11 protein-coding genes are annotated in these 20,172 nt (G+C 39.8%); 2 read left to right on the top strand and 9 right to left on the bottom strand.

Translation table 11 applies throughout. From position 1 onward, the window contains the following. The first annotated feature begins 234 nt into the window (after nucleotides 1–234). Together VK159_RS15215 and VK159_RS15210 are read left to right on the top strand one after the other, a co-directional pair. Nucleotides 235–2,196 (top strand): right-handed parallel beta-helix repeat-containing protein, encoded by a 1,962-nt coding sequence (locus tag VK159_RS15215; RefSeq protein ID WP_324231016.1) that lies wholly within the window; start codon nucleotides 235–237, stop codon nucleotides 2,194–2,196. A gap of 17 nt (nucleotides 2,197–2,213) precedes the next feature. Then, nucleotides 2,214–4,475 (top strand): hypothetical protein, encoded by a 2,262-nt coding sequence (locus VK159_RS15210; RefSeq protein ID WP_324231015.1) that lies wholly within the window; start codon nucleotides 2,214–2,216, stop codon nucleotides 4,473–4,475. Nucleotides 4,476–4,669: 194 nt separating this feature from the next. Here VK159_RS15210 and VK159_RS15205 read toward each other — a convergent pair whose 3' ends face one another. The 9 genes from VK159_RS15205 to VK159_RS15165 form a co-directional block, all read right to left on the bottom strand. After that, on the bottom strand, nucleotides 4,670–6,721 hold the full coding sequence (locus VK159_RS15205; RefSeq protein WP_324231014.1) for an FAD-dependent oxidoreductase: 2,052 nt from the start codon (nucleotides 6,719–6,721) through the stop codon (nucleotides 4,670–4,672). A 169-nt stretch (nucleotides 6,722–6,890) separates the two neighbouring features. Continuing rightward, the gene (locus VK159_RS15200; RefSeq protein WP_324231013.1) at nucleotides 6,891–9,170 is read right to left on the bottom strand and encodes a glycosyl hydrolase family 95 catalytic domain-containing protein; all 2,280 of its coding nucleotides are present in this window, start codon (nucleotides 9,168–9,170) and stop codon (nucleotides 6,891–6,893) included. A 10-nt stretch (nucleotides 9,171–9,180) separates the two neighbouring features. Then, a complete protein-coding gene (locus tag VK159_RS15195) occupies nucleotides 9,181–10,071 on the bottom strand; it encodes an alpha/beta hydrolase family protein (protein WP_324231012.1) in 891 nt (296 codons plus the stop codon). Nucleotides 10,072–10,081: 10 nt separating this feature from the next. Next, on the bottom strand, nucleotides 10,082–12,013 hold the full coding sequence (locus VK159_RS15190; RefSeq protein WP_324231011.1) for an MGH1-like glycoside hydrolase domain-containing protein: 1,932 nt from the start codon (nucleotides 12,011–12,013) through the stop codon (nucleotides 10,082–10,084). After that, on the bottom strand, nucleotides 12,010–12,945 hold the full coding sequence (locus VK159_RS15185) for an alpha/beta hydrolase (RefSeq protein ID WP_324231010.1): 936 nt from the start codon (nucleotides 12,943–12,945) through the stop codon (nucleotides 12,010–12,012). The genes VK159_RS15190 and VK159_RS15185 overlap by 4 nt, the downstream gene beginning before the upstream one ends. Before the next feature lie 8 nt (nucleotides 12,946–12,953). After that, nucleotides 12,954–14,054: a hypothetical protein gene (locus tag VK159_RS15180; RefSeq protein ID WP_324231009.1), complete on the bottom strand. Its 1,101-nt coding sequence runs from the start codon at nucleotides 14,052–14,054 to the stop codon at nucleotides 12,954–12,956. A gap of 18 nt (nucleotides 14,055–14,072) precedes the next feature. After that, a complete protein-coding gene (locus VK159_RS15175) occupies nucleotides 14,073–15,716 on the bottom strand; it encodes a GH39 family glycosyl hydrolase (protein WP_324231008.1) in 1,644 nt (547 codons plus the stop codon). Between the two features lie 50 nt (nucleotides 15,717–15,766). Then, nucleotides 15,767–18,121 carry a hypothetical protein gene (locus tag VK159_RS15170; protein ID WP_324231007.1) on the bottom strand — a complete coding sequence of 785 codons (2,355 nt, stop codon included), beginning with the start codon at nucleotides 18,119–18,121 and terminating at the stop codon, nucleotides 15,767–15,769. Between the two features lie 133 nt (nucleotides 18,122–18,254). Further along, entirely contained in the window at nucleotides 18,255–20,141 is a 1,887-nt protein-coding gene (locus tag VK159_RS15165; protein ID WP_324231006.1) for an FAD-dependent oxidoreductase, read from the bottom strand. Nucleotides 20,142–20,172: the final 31 nt, after the last annotated feature.

Below are 20,172 nucleotides of genomic sequence, written 5' to 3'. Positions count from 1 at the left end.
TGCTTTGCATTCAGTTACTACATCTTTTGCCCTCTACTTACCGCTGAAAAGGCATTCTAATCAAATGCAAAGCGATTAAACTTGTCTGAAAAAGCATAAGTTCTTGGTTATACGTACTCCTAAAATCTTAATATTCTTGAATACTTAGCTAAAATTGACAAATAGCCAATTTTCCTGTTTCGTTAATTTCGATAAGCTTACAGTGTTAAACCGAAATAAATAGTACAATTAAAAATGAGAACTATTCGATTGAGTGCCTACCTGTTTTTTTTAAGCTTTTGTTTTTTTATGAATGCATATGGAAAGAACTATTACCTGTCAGAAAACGGCGACGACAACAATAATGGTCTTACACCAAAATATGCCTGGAAAACACTTACCCGAACAAAAAGCCTGATCCTGAAACCCGGAGATAGTTTATTACTCGAACGGGGAAGTCGTTTTGAAGGAGAGTTAATCATTCAGCAATCTGGTAAACCCGGTAAGCCTATTGTTGTTGCGGCATATGGACAAGGATCTGTGCCAATAATCACGGGAGCTGTTCAGTTGACAGCATCAACCGATACAACAGCGAAGACATTTTCGTTGATAACGAAAGCTTTTGCATTCTTTGTAAATGATGTGTGGCAACAACCTGCACGTTATCCCAACTCAGGTTATCTAAAAGTTGGCAAAGGCTTTGAAAAAAAAGGCTTTGAAACAAATGGCATTTTGCCCGAAGGATGGTATACCGGAAGTATAATTCGTATGCGTACGATTGATTGGGTTTTCGAAAATCGTACAATCGCTGATGTAAAAAACAATGTGGCGTTGATGGATGTTGAATCCCGCTACAAATTCTCGCCTGGCTATGGCTATTTTCTGGAGGGCAAATCTGAGTTTCTTGACAGCGCTGGTGAATGGAACCAAAAAAACTCAACAATCCAGTGGTTGTCATCATCTTCTTCTATGCAATCGGCAGAAGCTTGTATCTATAAAAATGGAATAACCCTGTCAGGTGAAAGCAGGTTTATAACGATCGCAAATATCCAGATTGAAAAATTTGATCAATACGGACTTTTTATCCCAACAGGATCATCCGATATAACAGTAACAGACTGCCGTTTCAGACAAATTGAAAAAACAGGTGTTTTTGCAGATACTCTGACAAGTAACCTGTTGATCAAAAATTCTCATTTCGAAGATATTCATGGCAGAGGAATTTCAGCAGTGCGTACAAGTAACAGCCGTTTTGTTCAGAATACATTACATCGTATCGGCATCAGGCCTGGCTATGGTTTGAGTGGTGTAAACGGCATGATTGCCATAGTAATTGAAAACGACGAACAAAACCAATCTGTAAGCAACTCGCATCATAATTATATCGGCTACAATATCGTGGACAGCAATGGTTATGCAGGCATACGTATGGATGGAAGCCAAAGTATTTGCGAATATAATATTGTAAAAAACAGCTCACTGAAATTAAATGATGCCGGAGCTATTTATTGCTTTGCGAAAGCAAAGAATCGTACATACGGCAACATCATACGCAATAATTTGGTAATAAATGTAACAGGCAATATAGAAGCAACACCGGATAATCCTTATATGGCAAATGGTATTTATTTAGACAATAACAGTACTGATATTGTTGTTGAAAATAATACCATCATGCATGTTGTAAGCAGCGGAATAATTGTAAATGATAATGCACAACGTATAACCATTCGTAACAACCAGATTTTTGATGCATCGGTTGGTATTGGATTTTCAGAATGGGCTCGTAAGGATTCGCTTTATGGTTGCGTTATAAATAGAAACACAGTTACGGTAACCAACAAAACGCAAAAACCTGTTTCATTGCTTACGTATATGGGACCGGAATTAAACCCCGGTACCTTCGACAGCAATAGCTATGTAAATGCACATGACGGATTTGTAGTTGAAAAAAGAACAGATCCAAACAAATTTTCACGCCGTAGAGATGAACTTAAACTGCAGGAATGGCAACGCATCAGTGGTCAGGATCAAAACAGTACAAGCCTTGAACGTAAATCGCCACTTGTATTTTACAATGACACGCACAGTAATAAAACAATAAAAATCACTGAAGGTCAATATGTCTATATAGATGGAACTCCGGTGACAGGAGATATTCTGCTTCAACCTTGCGGATCTGTACTGTTATTCAAATCAGCAACAGATAACAAATGATTTAAAAGTAATAATGCATGAAATTTTCGTTAATCGTTTTATTTGCTTTTTGTTTTCTTTCTGCAAAGACGCAATTGCCACAAGGCTGGGAACTTAGTATAGGTATTAAACAGTACGATGCAAATAAATACAACGAAATTATACATAGTTTCAAACAACAACTTTCAACACAGAAGCAGTCAAATCAACTCACAAAAACATTGGATGCTTTATGGGAAATTGAAAAGACCGAGATACAGCTTTCAGAAAAAGAAAAAATAACTGACTTTTCCATTCACTTCTTGTTAAAAAAGGGTACATCGCCACAAACGTCTGTGTCAACGATATTTCAAATCAGCGATTGGTCAGTGCGGAACTTCGTTTTTACACCAGGATCTACTTACGCAGGTAACCGCTTTGAATCGAGAAATATTGATTATTCACCACGTCTGATGCATCCAAAAGATGTAGGGCTTACTATTCCTGCAATCATAACAGATGTACCACGATTAAATATACATGACGGGCCATCACGAATACAACTGACTAGTGGTTCTGCTGCATGGCCCTGCATCGGATACTGGGATTCTTCAAAAAGTACAGGCTATCTTATTGTAACCACCCAGGGAAATGAATTGGGTGATTTTGGAATTGAAATTGAGGAAAACAGGTTCCGAAATGTTGCATCGATCAGTATATCTGCTCCTCATGTGCGGCAACCATACCGGTATTTTATTGCAAATAATCACTACCCCTCTACTGACGAGGCGCACAATTTTAAAACAGGCGACAGCATAACTATTTCATGCAGACTACATACGTTTCCAGCAGAAACAATCGCTGCATTTTATGATTACTATTTTCAGCTACAAGGACAAATGCTGCAGGAGCTGACATTTACCAAACAACTCCCTTTTTCAAAAGCCTATGAATTAATTGAAGCTAAGTACAACCAAATGAACTGGAACAATGCCGGCTTTTACGCTATGGATGCGTTAAATAATAACCGCAATTGGAAACCAGGTTGGGTAAGCGGTATGCCTGCAGCGTACGCCTTATGGCTTGGAGGTGCAGATAGTACAAGGCAACGAATCATAAAACAAAATGACTGGGCTCTTCCTGATGCTATTGCGCCATCAGGCTTTTTTTATGAAAGAGGTATGGACGGAAAACAATGGATTGGTGGAGATCTTTCTAAGTTTCACACACATAACTGGCACCTGATCAGAAGCAGTGCTGATGCTTTGTATTATTCGCTTAAACTATTGAAACAACAATCAGCTGTGTTGCCCCCAATACAAATTCAGCGTTGGAATAATGCAATAAAGACTGTTGTTAACACTTTCATTAGAACATGGAAAAGATATGGACAGTTTGGTCAGTTTGTAAATAGTCAAACAGGAGAAATAATTGTTGGAGGTTCAGCCAGTGCAGGCATTATTTCGGCTGCACTTGTTGAGGCCGCAGATTACTTTGATGATAGCAGTTACCTTCACGTTGCAAAAGATGCAGCTTTATATTTTTACAAGAATTTCATCAGCAAAGGCTATACCACCGGAGGTCCCGGTGATGCATTACAAAATCCGGATAGTGAATCCTGTTATGCCCTGTTGGAATCTTTTGTTGCACTTTATGAAAAAGATGAAAATCTGCAATGGCTGGAATATGCGGAAGAAACAGCAAAACTTTTTGCCACCTGGGTTATGCCCTATCACTATCAATTTCCACTTACTTCTACGCTTGGCCAACTGAAGGCAGAAACAGGCGGAACAGTTTGGGCCAATACACAAAACCGGCACGGAGGTCCCGGAATATGTACAGCCTCAGGACTCGCCTTCTTTAAACTCTATAGAGCAACAGGAAATAAGACTTATATGCATTTGCTAAGGGTAATAGCCCAAACGATCCCGCAATATGTTTCAAGGAATGACAGACCAATCAAAGAGCTACCCGCAGGCTGCATCGATGAAAGAATTTCAACTTGTGATTGGTATGAAGGCATTGGAGAAATGACTGGCATTTCTACATGGGCAGAAATATCGATGATGCTTACAGCTAAAGAACTTCCGGGAATCTATATCCGTAATGACAAAAGTGAACTGTACATTTTGGATCATGTAAATGCTTCGCTTACAAAAAAGAACCGGAAGACTATGTTGACTATTAGTAATCCAACAAAGTTTCCGGCTCAGGTATTTGTTTTTATTGATGAGAATCTTACTAGCACTGCGTACAAGAATGATCCTAAAATTATAATAGTAGAAGTCGCTGCTAATCGCAGCAGAAAACTTTATCTATAAAAAATATAGTAAATAATTTCTGGCCCCTTTATTTGATGTCTTGAGGTCTGCAAATAAAACTGTGTTGTTTTAATAAAACCCTAATAATGAGATCAGTTTAGATTAAATGATTCACAATATAAATTTAGGAATTTAGCAAAAATGTAAATTCCCGTTCGAATCATACTTCATAATTCACATCAATTTTCTTTCTATCACTCTTTAACAGGAATCAACAAAACAGCATCAGCAACAAGTTTGCCTGTTGATCCCTTTCTTTTTATTTCCACATAAGACATCTCCTTGCCACCAAATTCAAACTGACCAACAGGAGTCCAGTCGAAATGTTTATCCGTTGTTGAAACATCTAACTTTACTTCAGCAGTTCCCATTTGAATACTCATTTGATAAACAGATGCTTTACTTTCTGGATTACCTGAATTATAAATGTAGAGTTTGTATTTCCCTTTTGTATTTACTGGAAAAAGAAACTTTACTGATGCTGCAGCCTCGTTTTCATCGGCAATCAAAAAAGACTTTGCATAGCTTCCTCCTAATTGAGCAATCCCTCCGGTTTGCATATGCCAATTACCATTCTTTATCACGTTATCTGGTGTTATATCATTGTCCAGCAATATATCCGCTCGAGAACCGTTGGCTAAAGGATCATTCCGAAGTAATGTCTGTAACTCCAATACATCAATTTCCTGAACTGATTTTTTCTGATCGATAGACAAAGCTGCAGCATATGCAGCAGACTGTGCGAGCACCATAAAAACCGGTTCCATTCTTATGGAACCAAATGCAATATGACTTGCAGATAAACAAACCGGAACGATGAGATTTGTACATTGATCACTCTTGGGTAACAACGATCTGTAACTGATGTCGTATGGAGGGAATCCACCAACCTGAACATCCCCTTCATTTTTAACCATCATCATTCCGTCTTTTTCCAGAACTATCCGTTGACAATTATGTGAATCCATTGTATAGGCGGCCATACCTATTCCATCTTTCACCTGTTCTTTCCCCTCACAATTTGCCTGAGTCATCACATACTCCCCAATCATTCGCCTTGCTTCTCTCACATATAATTGGGGCGACCAATACTCATTCTCAGTGTATTCATCCTTTGGATAACCCCATTTGCTAATAAAAGATCTTATATGTTCAGGTACTCTTTTGTCATTTGCGAGAAAATAAAGTAAACCCTTGTTATATAATTCATGCGCTTTGATAATCTTCTTCCTGGTTTCATAATCTGCTTCAGGATAAAGATGATTCATTCCAATCATATCAGTTGACATACCACCCCAATTATTAATATCGGTTTTACGATTAGGAAGTAAATCAAATTTTAGAAAATTGTAGTTAAGTGGAAGGTTGCCTTGCTTTTGAAAAACCCGAACCAGTAGCTCATAGTTAGTAGAATCATAGCCTTCTGGTCTTGTGATAAGCAAGCGGTTTTGCGGACTATCAGTTAAACATATTCTGAAATTATAAGCCTGAACTTTACGATCACCAGATCCCCGGGGGGCCAACTTGTTCTTACTAATTCCCCATATCAATCCACTTTCCTTTTTACCTGGAATGATGTAAGGGTCAATTCCATCCGGAAATTGATGGTGTTCTTCTAACTGAACACCATTATAAGTTTCTTTATATAACGAATTAGGTTCTCTTCCAATATAATACTTAACTCCGGATTTAGCCATCAGATCTCCTTCATAAGAACAATCGATGTAAACTTTGGCTCTTATTTTTTGATGTGAATTTTTACCGGGATTGTCAGATGATTCTGTTGTAATTGAAACAATAGTGGTGCCTGATTTTTGAACGCTTACCACCCGTCTGTTATATTGAACAGTTATGCCAGCGTTATCAAGATAATTTTGAAAAATATTTTTTGCAACATGCGGTTCAAAAATCCATTGCTCTAATTTTCCATAGTGCAGCCCTAATCTTCTGTAAAAATCACGGGCTAATCCGGTAATTACATATTTATTGCCAATGTCAGTATACCCTAATCCGCCGGAACTCAAGCCGCCCAAATGCGAATCAGGTTGAATGAGCGCAACAGTTTTTCCTTGCATAACCGCAGCATAGGCGGCCATAACACCTGCTGAAGTTGCGCCGTATACACAAATATCAACAGCTTGGTCATTAGCTGATTTTTCCCTGGCGAATTTTTGCCCATTGACGACACTAATGACATGACTAAAGAATAAAACGGCTAGTATCTTAAATCGAAAAATCTTGTACATATAATTTATTGTATTAAAAATCTGAATTGTGATTAAGTTATTGAACTGTTTATGTTATTTACTATTATAATTAAAATTTCAAGCATCAACATTTATGTAGTATCAAGAAAAAGCATGCGCTTTATGTTACAAAACACCTTTCTTTTTCAGGTTATCATACATCATAAAATCATTTCGGCTCCAACAGCAATGTTGTCCCTTTGCTTACATTTATTTCAAGACACTCTCCTTCTTTCAATATCCCATTCAACTTGAATTCTATGCCGAGACCATGATATAATTTAAGCTGACCATCTGACTGACATTGAACTGTTATACGTTCAATCTTATCTTTCCTCACCGATGCTCCAATTAAAAAACCACCAGCAGTTCTTATCCGTTTAAATGAAAGGTTTTTCCATCGCCAGGAACGATTCGGCATTATGTAAATACCGTTTACTGTTTCCTGTACAAGCATATCTAAGATGGCACTCACAGCACCAAAGCCGGCATCTAATTGCATAATTTCTGTGTTACGCTTACCTTTTGCAATATCTCTGGCCCATGGTGGTTCATTCATGATAGCCATTCCGAGATTAGTTGTGTTGTGCAATGTGCCACGTCCTTCATTTACAAAATTCTGCCACCAATAATGCAGCCAGCTGATGGCAGCATCGGTGTGGCCCATCCTGTTATGAATAATAGACGCCCATGGTACACACCAACCTGTCCAACCGCCGGCGCCATGATGCACCCAATGCCAATAACTGTTCTCGATGATTTTTGAATTGGCTGTATCACTTAAATCGATTGTTTGAAAAGGATAAATACCTCCGAGGTGCGAATGATGCCGGTGACTGATCTCTAGATCTTTTCCTTCCCAAAGTGCAATGCGAACTGGCGCTTTTTTGCTGCTTTCACCATAAGGAGTCTGTATTGTAGTGTATAAAGGCAGATGAGCCTGTACATCGGCCCATCGGCTATCGTTGGGAAGATTAAGCAATACTGCAGCTTGCGGCAAAACACGTAACACTTTGTGCAAAGCCGCCAACTGAAAAGAAGAATTACGGCCTACACCTTCAAGGCCACCACCATATTCGGGGCTTACAGAAACCGGCAGACTATAAACATACCGGCCATCCTTGGTTGTTGTTTTTTCCAGCATGCTCCAAAATCCTTCAAACGCTCCCTGCAACAAAGGATATGTTAAGCGATGTAACCAACTTGAATCGCCACTGTATTGCCAGTACTGCCAGGTTAAATAAGCAACCCATGCAGTTGTAGCATGATCGATGGTACCTCCCCAATAGTTACCTATTGCCTGCCCCCTGTCATCAACTGCATGCGGAAACATGATTGCATTCGGATTCTTAAAGAACAATTGTCCATTACGTTTAAAAACAGGCATCAACGTATCCAGCAATTGCAACAACGGTTTGAAATGTTGCGTTCGGTTAGTTGCTAAAGCCGGTGTATAAATCAATTGTTCATTAATATTGAAATGATAATCATTACTCCAGGGTGGTGTTTGATACTCTTCCATGAAAGCGCCTTGCAAAGTACAAGCAATGCCGTGTGGAGGCGTAGAACAGGCTTGTTTGTACAAACCATAGTCATATACTTCCTGCAACAAAGTATCGGGAATACTAATGCGTGCTACTTCATTCCAATACTGTTTCCACCAATCAACAGATCGTTGCTTGTTCTTATTAATATCCGTCGTTTGAAGCTGTTGTATTACTGTTTGCTTAGCATTTGAACCTACATTGGTTGAAACGATTATTCGTGACGGAGTAATTTTTTGACCAATTGCTAACGGCTTATCTGCAGGTAATATTTGTAGAAAACCATTCAGGTTGTTTTGATTCCAAGCTACAGGAGCAGTAATTCCTACCTGTTGCAGCGGCTTCTTATTCCACTCCCACATAGGTATCAGTTCACTTTTTACCTTTCCATGCAGTTCAACAGGGAGATCAATCCAGGCAATTTCTTCAAATACAGCCTGTGAAATAAAAAGCGTTATGACCTTTTTTGCAGGTGTTTTTATATGTATATTAATCTGACCGTTTGAGAGATTTATAAGTCCTTCTTTCAATCGATACCCGGTTGGTAATTTTATTTTCAATACACCCCCTCCATAATGTTGCGGTCGTGCCGGTTGGCCATTTGGCGGCACATACGTAAACAGGTTTCGCAGTGCTGTTTCATTATTTTGACTCACCAAAGATTTTACTGTATCAAAGTTTGCACGTGCTGCAAAATCATTTCCTCCACGGTGATCCCAAAAACCAGCTCTGCCAATTGTAATATTCAATGTGCTGTCGCCCCACACCATTAGTCCTTGAACACCATTACCAAGCAAGATGCCGGCATGTGTTCGGTTAACCGGAAAATTCCAGGACAGCATCTGTGCTGTAACAACATAAGGAAGGAATAAGAAACAAAAATGAATAAGCTGCTTTTTTTTCATATTGATACTATTAATGAAATCCTTCACTGATGAAATGCAATACATCAGGCAAAGCGGTACGCCAGTAGATCCAGTTGTGAGAACCATCCCGCATTCGAAACTCATGTGGCACACCACGCTTTTTCATAGCCAGATGCACCTGAACATTTCCTGTTGATAAAAAGTCCTCATCCCCGCAATCGATATACCAGCGTATTGATTTGAGACTGTCTAAAGGCCGTACCGCTATCTGATGAATAACGGAATTAGTATACCATGTTTGAGTTAATCGGCTTGCACCCTTTAAACCTCTTCCATATAAAGGACCATGTGTTGTATTATATTGTTCATCTTTCATAGCTACCATTTCTTCATCCGTTCTAATTGCTGCACTTAAAGGCGTTGCACAGCTAAATACTTCCGGATGTTTTATGGCATATAAAAATGCACCATAACCTCCCATACTCAACCCGCCAACAGCTCTGAATTTCCGTCCTGCTCTTATTCTGTATTGTTTTTCTACATGTGGCATCAATTCATTAAAAAAGAAATCTTCGTACAATACCGCACTATCATAGGAATTAATGTAGTACGATTTGAATCCATCAGGCATAACTATAACCATGGGTGTAGCATTACCTGTTGCAATAGATTCATCAGCATAATGCGCTATTTCTCCCAGTTGTATCCATCCTGTTTCATCATCGCCATGACCATGCAGTAAATAAAATACAGGATAGCTTCGCTGTGATACATTGTAATCATAAGGGAGGTAAACAGAGTATTGTACATCTTTTTTCAACAGTTTGCTTTTAACAACACCTGTTTCAATTACAGTACCATGTTGTGCGTTCGCAAAAGAAATTGACAAACAACAGATCAAACATTGAAGCAATAAAACAATCAAATATCTTTTGTACATAGTTTCCCTTTTAGAATTTGAAGTATCCTTTTTCCATAAACAATGGAATACCCATCATTGCGCCCCATGTGTAATAGACATCACTTCCTCCAAAACATTTATCATTACACGGCGTACCGTCGCCATGATCGGCATGATAATTTTCTCTCACCCAACCGCTCGCTTTGTAAGTGTTCATCAAGAGTGTGTTTGAATTTATTGCAAGCTCATTGCAATACGACAGGTTTCCGTAATTCTTCATGCCCATGTAGATGAGAACATTCATCGGCGGCCAGATGCGTCCTCGCCAATAACTCTGATCGGAATAAGCAGGATCGTTGCGGGGAGTTGAAGGCAACAGCCATTTGCCAAAAAATTCCTTTTCATTCTGCAGATGTTCCTTCAACATTCTTTCTGCCTGTTGTGCAGTTGGTAACTTAAGCAGCAATGGGTAAAAGTTAGTTGGTGAAATGCGCCGATTAGGTTCGTTTGTATCGAGCCGGAAATTGAGATATAATCCAGAAGATTCATCCCACATTGTTTTTAACTTGTTACGGTATGCAGATGCCCGTTGCAACAATTCCTGCTGCTCATTTTTTTTGTCAAGCCATCCCGCAATCTCAGCTAGCGCTTCACAATCCAGCACATACAGGCTCATCAATCCTACATCTCCCTGCATCAGCAAATGAGTACTGCTATCAAATACAGCTTCATCAAACATTGGGGAATTGTCTAACCCGCTTTCAAATTTTGCTGCCTGTTTGGTATGTGCATCCCAATCCATTAAAACCAGAGTTGAACCCCAACATAAGTAGCCATCGTAACTTCTTGTTTGGTTCCACCACCTGTTATTATCAAGTAAATGACTAAATACTATTTGTAGAAACCATTTTTCATTGTACTGCTTATATAAGGCATTTGCCGCAATACTGTACACAGGCGGCTGTGCTCTGTCACGGGAAGCAATATCGTACCCCATTGCGTAATTAGGAAAAAAGCCTTCGGGTGTTTTATGGCGAATGATTTCGATGAGATTGGCATAAGCGAGCTTTCTGTCGAAAGGCATAAAGTTGAGTGCTGTAAAATCCCAGCCCCAAAGAACATAGTTATTGAATCGTTTATTCCACCATCTGCCTGCACCTGGAGTCACGACCCTGTTATACATCGGCTCATAGATTGTACTCCAACCCAAAACAGCCTGCATGGCCTGAAACGTTTCTGCAAGTTGACCATATACTGATGCCTGCGATTCAACTTCCATTCGTTTGCGGCGAATGATGTTCGCAATCTGCTCAACAGATAATTTTTTACCTGTCGATATTCCAATAGGTGTTTCATTTAACTGAAAAGAAAGGTAAGGAACGAACGATGGAACGATCAGATCTTTTACCTTTGGAGCAGTTGTATAAACTTCAATACGTTTCCTTCCTGTTGTGGCTATTATACTTTCTCCCGCAAGCTGTATATTGCCTTTCCTCTGCCAAAGCATTGCAGCTTCTACGACCAAGTGTGGACGAATACGTGGTAAGGCAATTGGAGTAATTAACCAATATAACTGCTGCTCATGCGAAGCACTTTCTACCCGAAAATGAATACCCTTCCATTCAATATTTACATCAGTATAGGTTCCATCGAACGAACGCACTTTTCCCGGTCGTACAACAATGTCCGGCATTTCATTATCCATTGGATAAAATTCACGTATATATTCGCCAAATAATCGGCGATCCTTCATACCCAAGTGAAGCGAAAAACCTTCAGGCAGTAAAACCTGGCACAGCATGGAGTTGTTATTCCACGTATTCCATCCGCTTGCTAATTCTTTTTGAATCTGTTGATAGTCCGCAGAATTGAAAGTAATGGGCTTGTAGTATAACGCAGCAAGACTATCTTTTTGTGCACTTGCAAAAAAAGCACATAACATCAATACTGCTGATGTGAACAGATGTTTCAGGGATCTCATTTCTTACTGTTTTCGGGTGAATAAAATTGCTTTTTTATAAGCCACTCCAGCATCAGTTCTTTCCATTGCCGGTAATCGCCTTTTACTTCATTGTTATCTGCAACACCAAAACCATGAACACCATCTTTAAATTCATACAACATAGCATCAATATTTTTACGCAACAAAGCATCATAGTACCAGCGACTATTTGTAACAGGAACAGTTGCATCATGTATAGGATGAAAAAGCAGTGTTGAGGGCGTATGCTCATCAACTTGCGTATCAAGTGAGAAATACCGACGTACGGCTTTTGAAGGGTGCTTACCTAACAAATTGCCCATGCTGCCCGGGTGTCCAAGCTTACCTGAAGAAATAACAGGATAAACGAGAATTGAGAAATTGGGCTTTCCTGAATACAGATAACTGCTGCCATCAAAATCATCATAATGCGTACTGACAGATGCAGCTAAATGCCCCCCTGCAGAAAAACCTAAAATTCCTATTTTATTTGTATCAACCTGCCATGTATTTGCGTGTTGCCTGATGATTTGCATCGCACGCAATGCATCTGTTAATGGAACAATTTGCTTTTTACGCATGTACTGATTATTCGGTAATCGATATTTCAATACAACTGCAGTTATGCCTTTCTGTTGTAACCATTCTGCAACTTTTGTTCCTTCAATATCCCATGCAAGAAACCCATATGCACCTCCCGGTAATATCAAAACTGCTGTACCGGATGGTTGCTGCGGTAAGTAAACCGAAACAGACGGTATCGTAACGTTCATCACTTTTGTGAAGCCAGGTCCGGCAATTGACTTTTCTTTTACAGTATCGAAATCATTTGCATGAGGAGGATTTTCTTGCCATAAACGATACTCTTGTTGCGCATGCACATTCATACACAACAAAAAACAAAACGATATAAAAAGAATGCATCCTCTCATAATTATTTCTATTCAGTTAATCGTACAATCATTCGCCAAACTTTACCGTAGCCATTATGCCACAGCGGTTCCACTTTATCGGGATTTTTGCCATCAAAAGCGGTGAAGTAAATAGAATATAAACCATCTTTTTCACGAATGAGGCACAACGGTGTACGTGTGTGTTTAATATCCAAAGGCGCATCGGGGATTTCTATCAATTGTTCTTTGCCCCAATGAATTCCATCTTTCGAACAAGCGTAAGAAATTTCGTGTTTATTAGCACCATCATACAGATTGATGTAAAGGCTGTCGTGAATTTTTGTAACAACAGAATTTTCTACAAACTCAGGATCTATTAATACTGGATTGAGCTGAGATTGACGAACCCATTTATCCGTTAATATTCCCTGCGATTTCACTAACGCAGCATAAAAAATATTTTTTGCATTTGGATTCACATTACCGACTGCATCAACATGATTGGGCACACTGTTCGCTCCGTAAAAGCCCCACCATTCCTTGCCAATTTTGTATGGATAAAATGATACAATTTCGCCTGGACCTTCAAACCAATCTGGTTTTTTATCAATATCAAGCCATCCTCCTTCTACGTAAGGGCCGCCGATACCTCTTATACCTTTAACCTTGCTGTCATAGCGGAAAATCCGGCCACTCATGTTAAATACATTTGTTGAATTGGATTTTCGACGATAACCTACATGGAATACACTCCAAACATTTCTCTCCGTATCAAATACCGCCATTGGCGACCAAGGCGACATACGGTTAGTCGTATCGTTCCAGTCACGGTTTGTTGAAACAATAACACTATGTTTTTTAAATGTTATTCCATTCCTGCTTTTCCAAACAGCAAGACGAACAGCTGCAGTTTTGGGTGTATCGAAAATCTCTGTTGTAAACAGATAATAAGTACCTGCAACTTTATGCGCTGTTCCTCCTTCAAATCCAAACTTAACATCAGCCGCATCCGGATGTGCCTGATCGATGACAGGTTTTGGGTAGAGTGAAACGAACTCAAGTCTTGCAGTAGGCACTTGAGTAAAGCCCTGTTGCATGTAAAACATACAACAGAATAAAATAAATACAGAAGATAACATATATCTCATGTGATGCTTTGGTGCTGGTTAATTCCGTTCACTCATTCCTTCATCCCAAATTTTAAAATCTTCGGGATTTACAAAACGTGTGCTGGTTGTTTGTCCATTGGGTGCGATTTCGATATATTGAATTTCGCCTGGCTTAAGATTAATGCTGATTTGTACAGCAGCATTAATAGGTTTTATGTTTGACAAACTGTACAACGGCTCTGCATGTTGACGTAATAACTCTAACTGCGTTGGTGAAGGATTGAGAGGCCGCCCCATTAATTGCCAACTTTCCCATGCACTTCCATGACCAATGCCAACTGTTGCCTTTACCAATGAAAAAGAAGTATCGCCCAATACGGGTATCTGTATCGTTGCAGTAAATAAAGAATGAGAAGGCAGCTCAACAAAATTCTGATTCCAGATAAGAATCCGTGTAGTTTTATTTTCACGAGTGGCAACCATTCCTTTCCCTTCGGGTAATGAAGCAGATGATTTTATTTCCAGGAGTTCCCCTGTCATTTTTCGCAAAAAGCGAAAAGCATTAAAAGATGCTTTGGGTATTCCATGAATCGTCATCATGCCGTAGGTGCAAGAAAAAGGACTCTGTGGAATTCCTCCTTCATCGAAAATATCACTAACAACCCAGTAGGCCATGCTCTGGGCTAATGTATCTAACTCCACCATATTTCTGGCAATGAAAGATGCTGCGTACAAATTGTCTACATAAATATTATCGCCCCAGGTTACACTTTTCGCATTTGCAGCAGATTGTGTATTCCATTCTGTCCAGTGAATTTCAAGGTTCGGCATCGAGCTGTTTTTTACAATCGCATGTACTTCTTTAAAACGTGCACCAAAATATTCACCAACTTTAAAGGGACTATTTTTACGATCAGGATAACCTATTTGTTCATCCTGAGGATAACTATGTGTTGACACAAAATCAAGCGGTACCTTTTCCTTCGAACAATAGTCGATAATATCTTTGATCCATGCACCACCTGCTGTAGCTGGCCCTCCTACACGTAGTTTGCTGTCAATATTTTTGATTGCTCTTGCACTTGCGGCATAAAGCTTCCAGTAATCTTCCTTTGTACCGCTCCAGAATGCTGAAAGATTAGGTTCGTTCCACACTTCGAAATACCATTGCCTTACTTCATCCTGTCCGTAACGTTGAATCAGATGTTCAACAAACTGCGTTACAAGCAAACTCCATTCGTTGTAAGATTGCGGTGGTGTTACGTTCATCTTATAAAAAAACATTGTTTGTGAGCCAGACGCCAAAGCCTTCGGCATTGGATTCAGTTCTACAAAAGGTCTTATCCCGATCTTTAACAATGCATCATACACCTTATCCACCTGGTGCCAATTAAAAATGAGCTGCCCGCTTTTTTTATCCCTGCGTACCACATCCATCTCATCATCAAAAATGGCATGAAAACGACAGTAGCGATAACCCATCACTTTTTGTGCAGCTGTTAAATGTTCCTGCAGATCAGCCCGAAGTAAATTGTGGGCACGGCCAACAGCAATGGTATTTCGCCAAGGCATATTCAGTTTCCGGCCGGTCTCTATTTCTGATAGAGTGATCGCTATATTTTGAGAAATAGTTGGTTGCTTTTGTGCATTCAATTGCAATAAGCATACAGAAAATAAAAACGCAGTTATGTATTTTTTCATTGTAAACATTCTTTCAGATTTTTTTGGATGATTAATGAACAACATGTGTTCTACTGTTTTGAACCAAGTTTAATGATCAGATTTTTTTCCCTACCTGCTTTTACCTGTATGTTTAAAAAACTTTGAGGATCGCCTATATTCATTTTACCATTATTCACAAATACATTTACTGTGGCGTCAAAACTTGTGGGGTTGTGCATTATATATTCAAACGCCTGTGCTGTACTTCGCTTTAGTTTCACATTTATATGATCAAATACAGCATACGTACCGTTTTTTTCAATCACAATTCCCGGAATCTGATTTACCGTAAGCATATTCGCTATCTGCGCCCAGGTAGTTTGATTTAACACCTCTCCAATTCCTTCTAACCAATCAGTAGTACTGCACCGCTCATCTACGCCACCGGCGGGTATAGCTCCTATTGGTTTATCTTTTCTTGAAATGTATTGCACACTGTTATGGGTAATGTCGTGAAGTAAGTCACGGTAGAAATTTTTACCGGTTGCTAAATAAAGTTTTAAGAGCCCTAATCCTCCGTGTGTACATATATTGGGTGAGCCATGTTTGTTCTGTGTATTGGCCCATACTGCTCCATTCGATAGTATGCCAAGTTTGCCAAAAGTAGAACCTGAAGGGAATTGATAATTATAAGAAGATACCCAGGTAGCAAACTGAGTAGTCATTCGCTCTGCAGTTTCAAGCCATTGCTTTTCACCGGTTGCTTCATACAATGTTACTGCGCTTTCAATCATGGAGTAAGCGCTTTCACTATCTGGATTTTGCAATGCATCTGCCGGCCCCCCGGTTGTATACCCTTTTCTGATAAAAGCAGTATCGAAATAATACATGATCGCTTTAGCAGCGTTGAGGTATTCAACGTTTTTAAAATAGTTTGCCGCTAATGTAAGTGCGGCAGGAGCTAATGAACCACTTGCAGATCCTCCAACAATGATATCCCCCGTATAATTATCTACAAACTGTCCTAACTGACCTTCCTTTTTCCATTGATGTAAAAATGCATCAGCTACTCTGCGAATTGTATCCCGATAACCTTCCGGCATCCGAGACTTTTTTGCCCACTCCATATCCGTTTTATCGAGATACTGAAGTAATTGCAGTGCATAAAATAAACCATCTGCACTTCGTCGTACCAAATGCCAGTTACTGGTATGTGGACGTCTGTAATCACCCGACACAGGAATACCTTGTTCAACAGCATCCCAAAAGAAACCGGAAGGGGATACAGACTGCGTAAATGCAAAACGCAGGTTACGCATAATCCGTGAATGAGTAAGTGAATCAGGCTTGCTTAACAGAAGGCTATACAAAAGCTGAAAACCACCGGTCCAACCGGGAGTCCAGCGTTTCCAGGATCCGATCGAATAGTAATCAAAAGCATTGTTCCAATCATTCAGATTCAGTCCATCAATCATAATGCTTGATGCCTGACTAAAAGGCAACTGATGCACCACTGACCGATTATAAACAGGCAGTGTACGCAACCATGTAAATTCATCGTATAATGACTGCAAGTCGGAAGCTGCAGCTGTGTATAGAAAAAAACGGATACTAAAAGCATCACCTTTTTTAAAATGGTATCCACGATCAGGCGAAGGCTCTCTTGTAGTTGCGATTTTGTATTGATAACCTTCCCTTACAACAGGAGCGGTAATAGATACAATAGCTTTACTCCTATCTTTTGTTTCTTCAATATCAATTCCATAATCTCCCATTTGATTGCCTTGATCTGTCAGCAACCAACAAATACGTTGTTGTGATGGAGCGTAAAACCCAACGGCAGGAGTACTCATGTCGCCGCTGCGAAATTGTACACGACTCACCCCTGCTCCAACTGCAAGTCTGGGCACATCGCTTATAATGGTAGATACATTTTTGCCAATATCTGCAGGAATATTTTTGTGTTGATCAGTTGGACTTTTATAACCCGGAGCATAATAATGAAGTTTAGGTGAGTAAGGGATCACTCTTGAATCGAAACGATTACCATTATACAAAGCTGCTGGTGCTAACACAAAATTTTCTGTACGCCAGTTATTAAAAATCAAATCAAGCGATACGGAAGATTCGTTTGTATAAGCTTCCAATAACTCAAAATCAACCTTTACTTCCATAACTGTATTTGTATTTGGTACTATGCTGTTATGATATACCACTTTCCATTTATTACCATTAGCTACAATCGCTTTTTGTTGTCCGGCTGCAGTTGGCATATCTGTAATGATTGACTGCATTAATCTGCTGTAACGTTGTTCATCGTATTCATTAAATCGCAGATTCAATGTTGCATTCATTATCGAAAGCTGTTGTTGTAAGCTCTGCTGCGCTTGCGTACAAACGGCCAGCAGCAAACCGGTCATCAGGATTAAAAAATTTCGATTCATCCTATTCAATGTTTTTGTATTTAGTAATTAATCTACTCATGACTTAACACTTCCAATAAAAAATGATTGTAGAATTTTGACGATGAAAGTCTTTAATTTTACGATTAATAGATCCCCCGAACTTTTCTGCCAATCATTTTTCACGATGCTCTATTTTGTATAGTTCAGTTAAGAATTCTGCTCTTGTCATATTACTGTAGTTACGTGTAAGCAATGGGTGATTTGCTTGCCCGGCAAGTTGTAACCAATGCTTAGCCAATCTATCGTCCATTTTTATCTGGGGCTGGGCGGCATGATGTGGGAAAGCGGGTGTGTACTGGTTATTTCCAATAAATTTTAAATGGTCTTCAAATGCTACCGTGCCCCATTCAGGTATGTTGTGGAAATAACCTTTGGTACCGAAATATTGAAACACACGAAACCATTTATCAGCAGGTTGTACATCAGAAAAGTAAATAGTAATGCCTCCGGCTTCGTGTATTTGCTTTTGCAAGAGAGTTACAGGAACCGATCGTAACTGCTTCTTTTGTTTAAGAGATAAAACAGCGGCAAAGCCTGCAGCTTGGCCAAGTGATGACCAGATCACTTCATAACGTAGTGCAGAAAATCCTACATGTGATGACGAGATTGCTACCGGCACCAATAGCCCTTCCATTTTTTCCGGAACCATGACAGTATACGGAACCTGATATGGCAAATTGCTTGTAGCAAATGAAAATGCACCATCACGAACGCCTGGATGGTATGCATGCGGTTCGTCGCAGCCATGAGAGTTAAGGCCATAATCTCCAACTGCAACGGCATCATTTCGAAGATATCCTCTTACAGTGTTGGGGGCTTGCTGACAATCTTTCTCTACAAAAGTTTTAACTCCTTTTAATCGCCTGCCTTCACGCACATAGATGGTTGGTGTAAAATGATTGTTCTCTGTAAACTCATCTTTCGGCAACCAAAGCTGCTTGGCTTCAGTTCGTATTTTTTCAGGAATAGCATCGTCATTTTGAATGAAATAAAGAAACCCCAATGTATAATCAAGATGACGCTTAAAAATTTCAGCACGCTTTTGTTCATTTCCTTCCGGCCAATCCCAGCTCCATCCCGGTCTCGCAAGGCTGATGGAATTAGCCATGTGCTTATCGTTTACATCAAACTTGCGATTAGGTATAGAGCGCAGTTTAAGTATCTGGTCGCTCACAGCGGTTATTTGTCCATTTTGAATTGCCACAAGCAGCGGCATATACGTATTTCGGTTATAGTTTGCAGGCTTTGGCACAGGCAATCCATTCTCAGCACTATCGGTCATACATATGCGAAAGTTATAACCTTGAATTGCCCTGTCTCCCTGACCGGTTGAGCCCAACATAAAGCGGCCATCTTTTAAATACACCTTGCCTGCAAAAATTTCTCCGTATGTTTCACGGCTTTCCCTGCCAATACGAAACGCACAACCTGCTGCTGCCATTAAATCGCCTTCGTAGGTTGCATCAATGAATACAGTGGCGTCAATCTTTTGGAGCAGTTTGCTCTTGGCATGTTTAAACTCTGCGGAGTAAAGGGTCGGCTTTCCGTTAACTGTGCGTACATATGCCTTTTGCAATCGATAATTTGTAAGTACTGTTACACCTGCATTTGCAAGTATGCTATCAAACACATAACGAGCAACATGTGGCTCTGCCTGCAAACCATTATACGAATCTGTTACCTGTTTGCTGTTGAGACCATAGCGACCTGCATAATAGTTGTGAACACCTTGCATGTATTCCCGGAAAAAGCCCTGTACTGATTCAAACGTTCTGAAATCAATGTAAGCAAGTCCTCCCGTGAGTACTCCACCTACCTGATAGAGCTCTTCAACCAGTAGAACTTTAACACCTCCTCTTGCTGCCTGCACGGCTGCTGCAATTCCAGCTGGTGTACTACCGTATACAACCACATCAAAACGTTTCGTCTGTGCAAAAATCACTGACGAATAAAGCAATGCTATTCCCATGCAAATACAAACAATCAACTTTTGTATCACTGTTAATTCACTTTTAGCAGTTATTTAATTC

Source organism: Lacibacter sp., from assembly GCF_035299325.1.
Lineage (GTDB): Bacteria > Bacteroidota > Bacteroidia > Chitinophagales > Chitinophagaceae > Lacibacter.
Note: the sequence above shows the minus strand (reverse complement) of the source record. Positions and strands in the feature narration are given on the sequence as shown.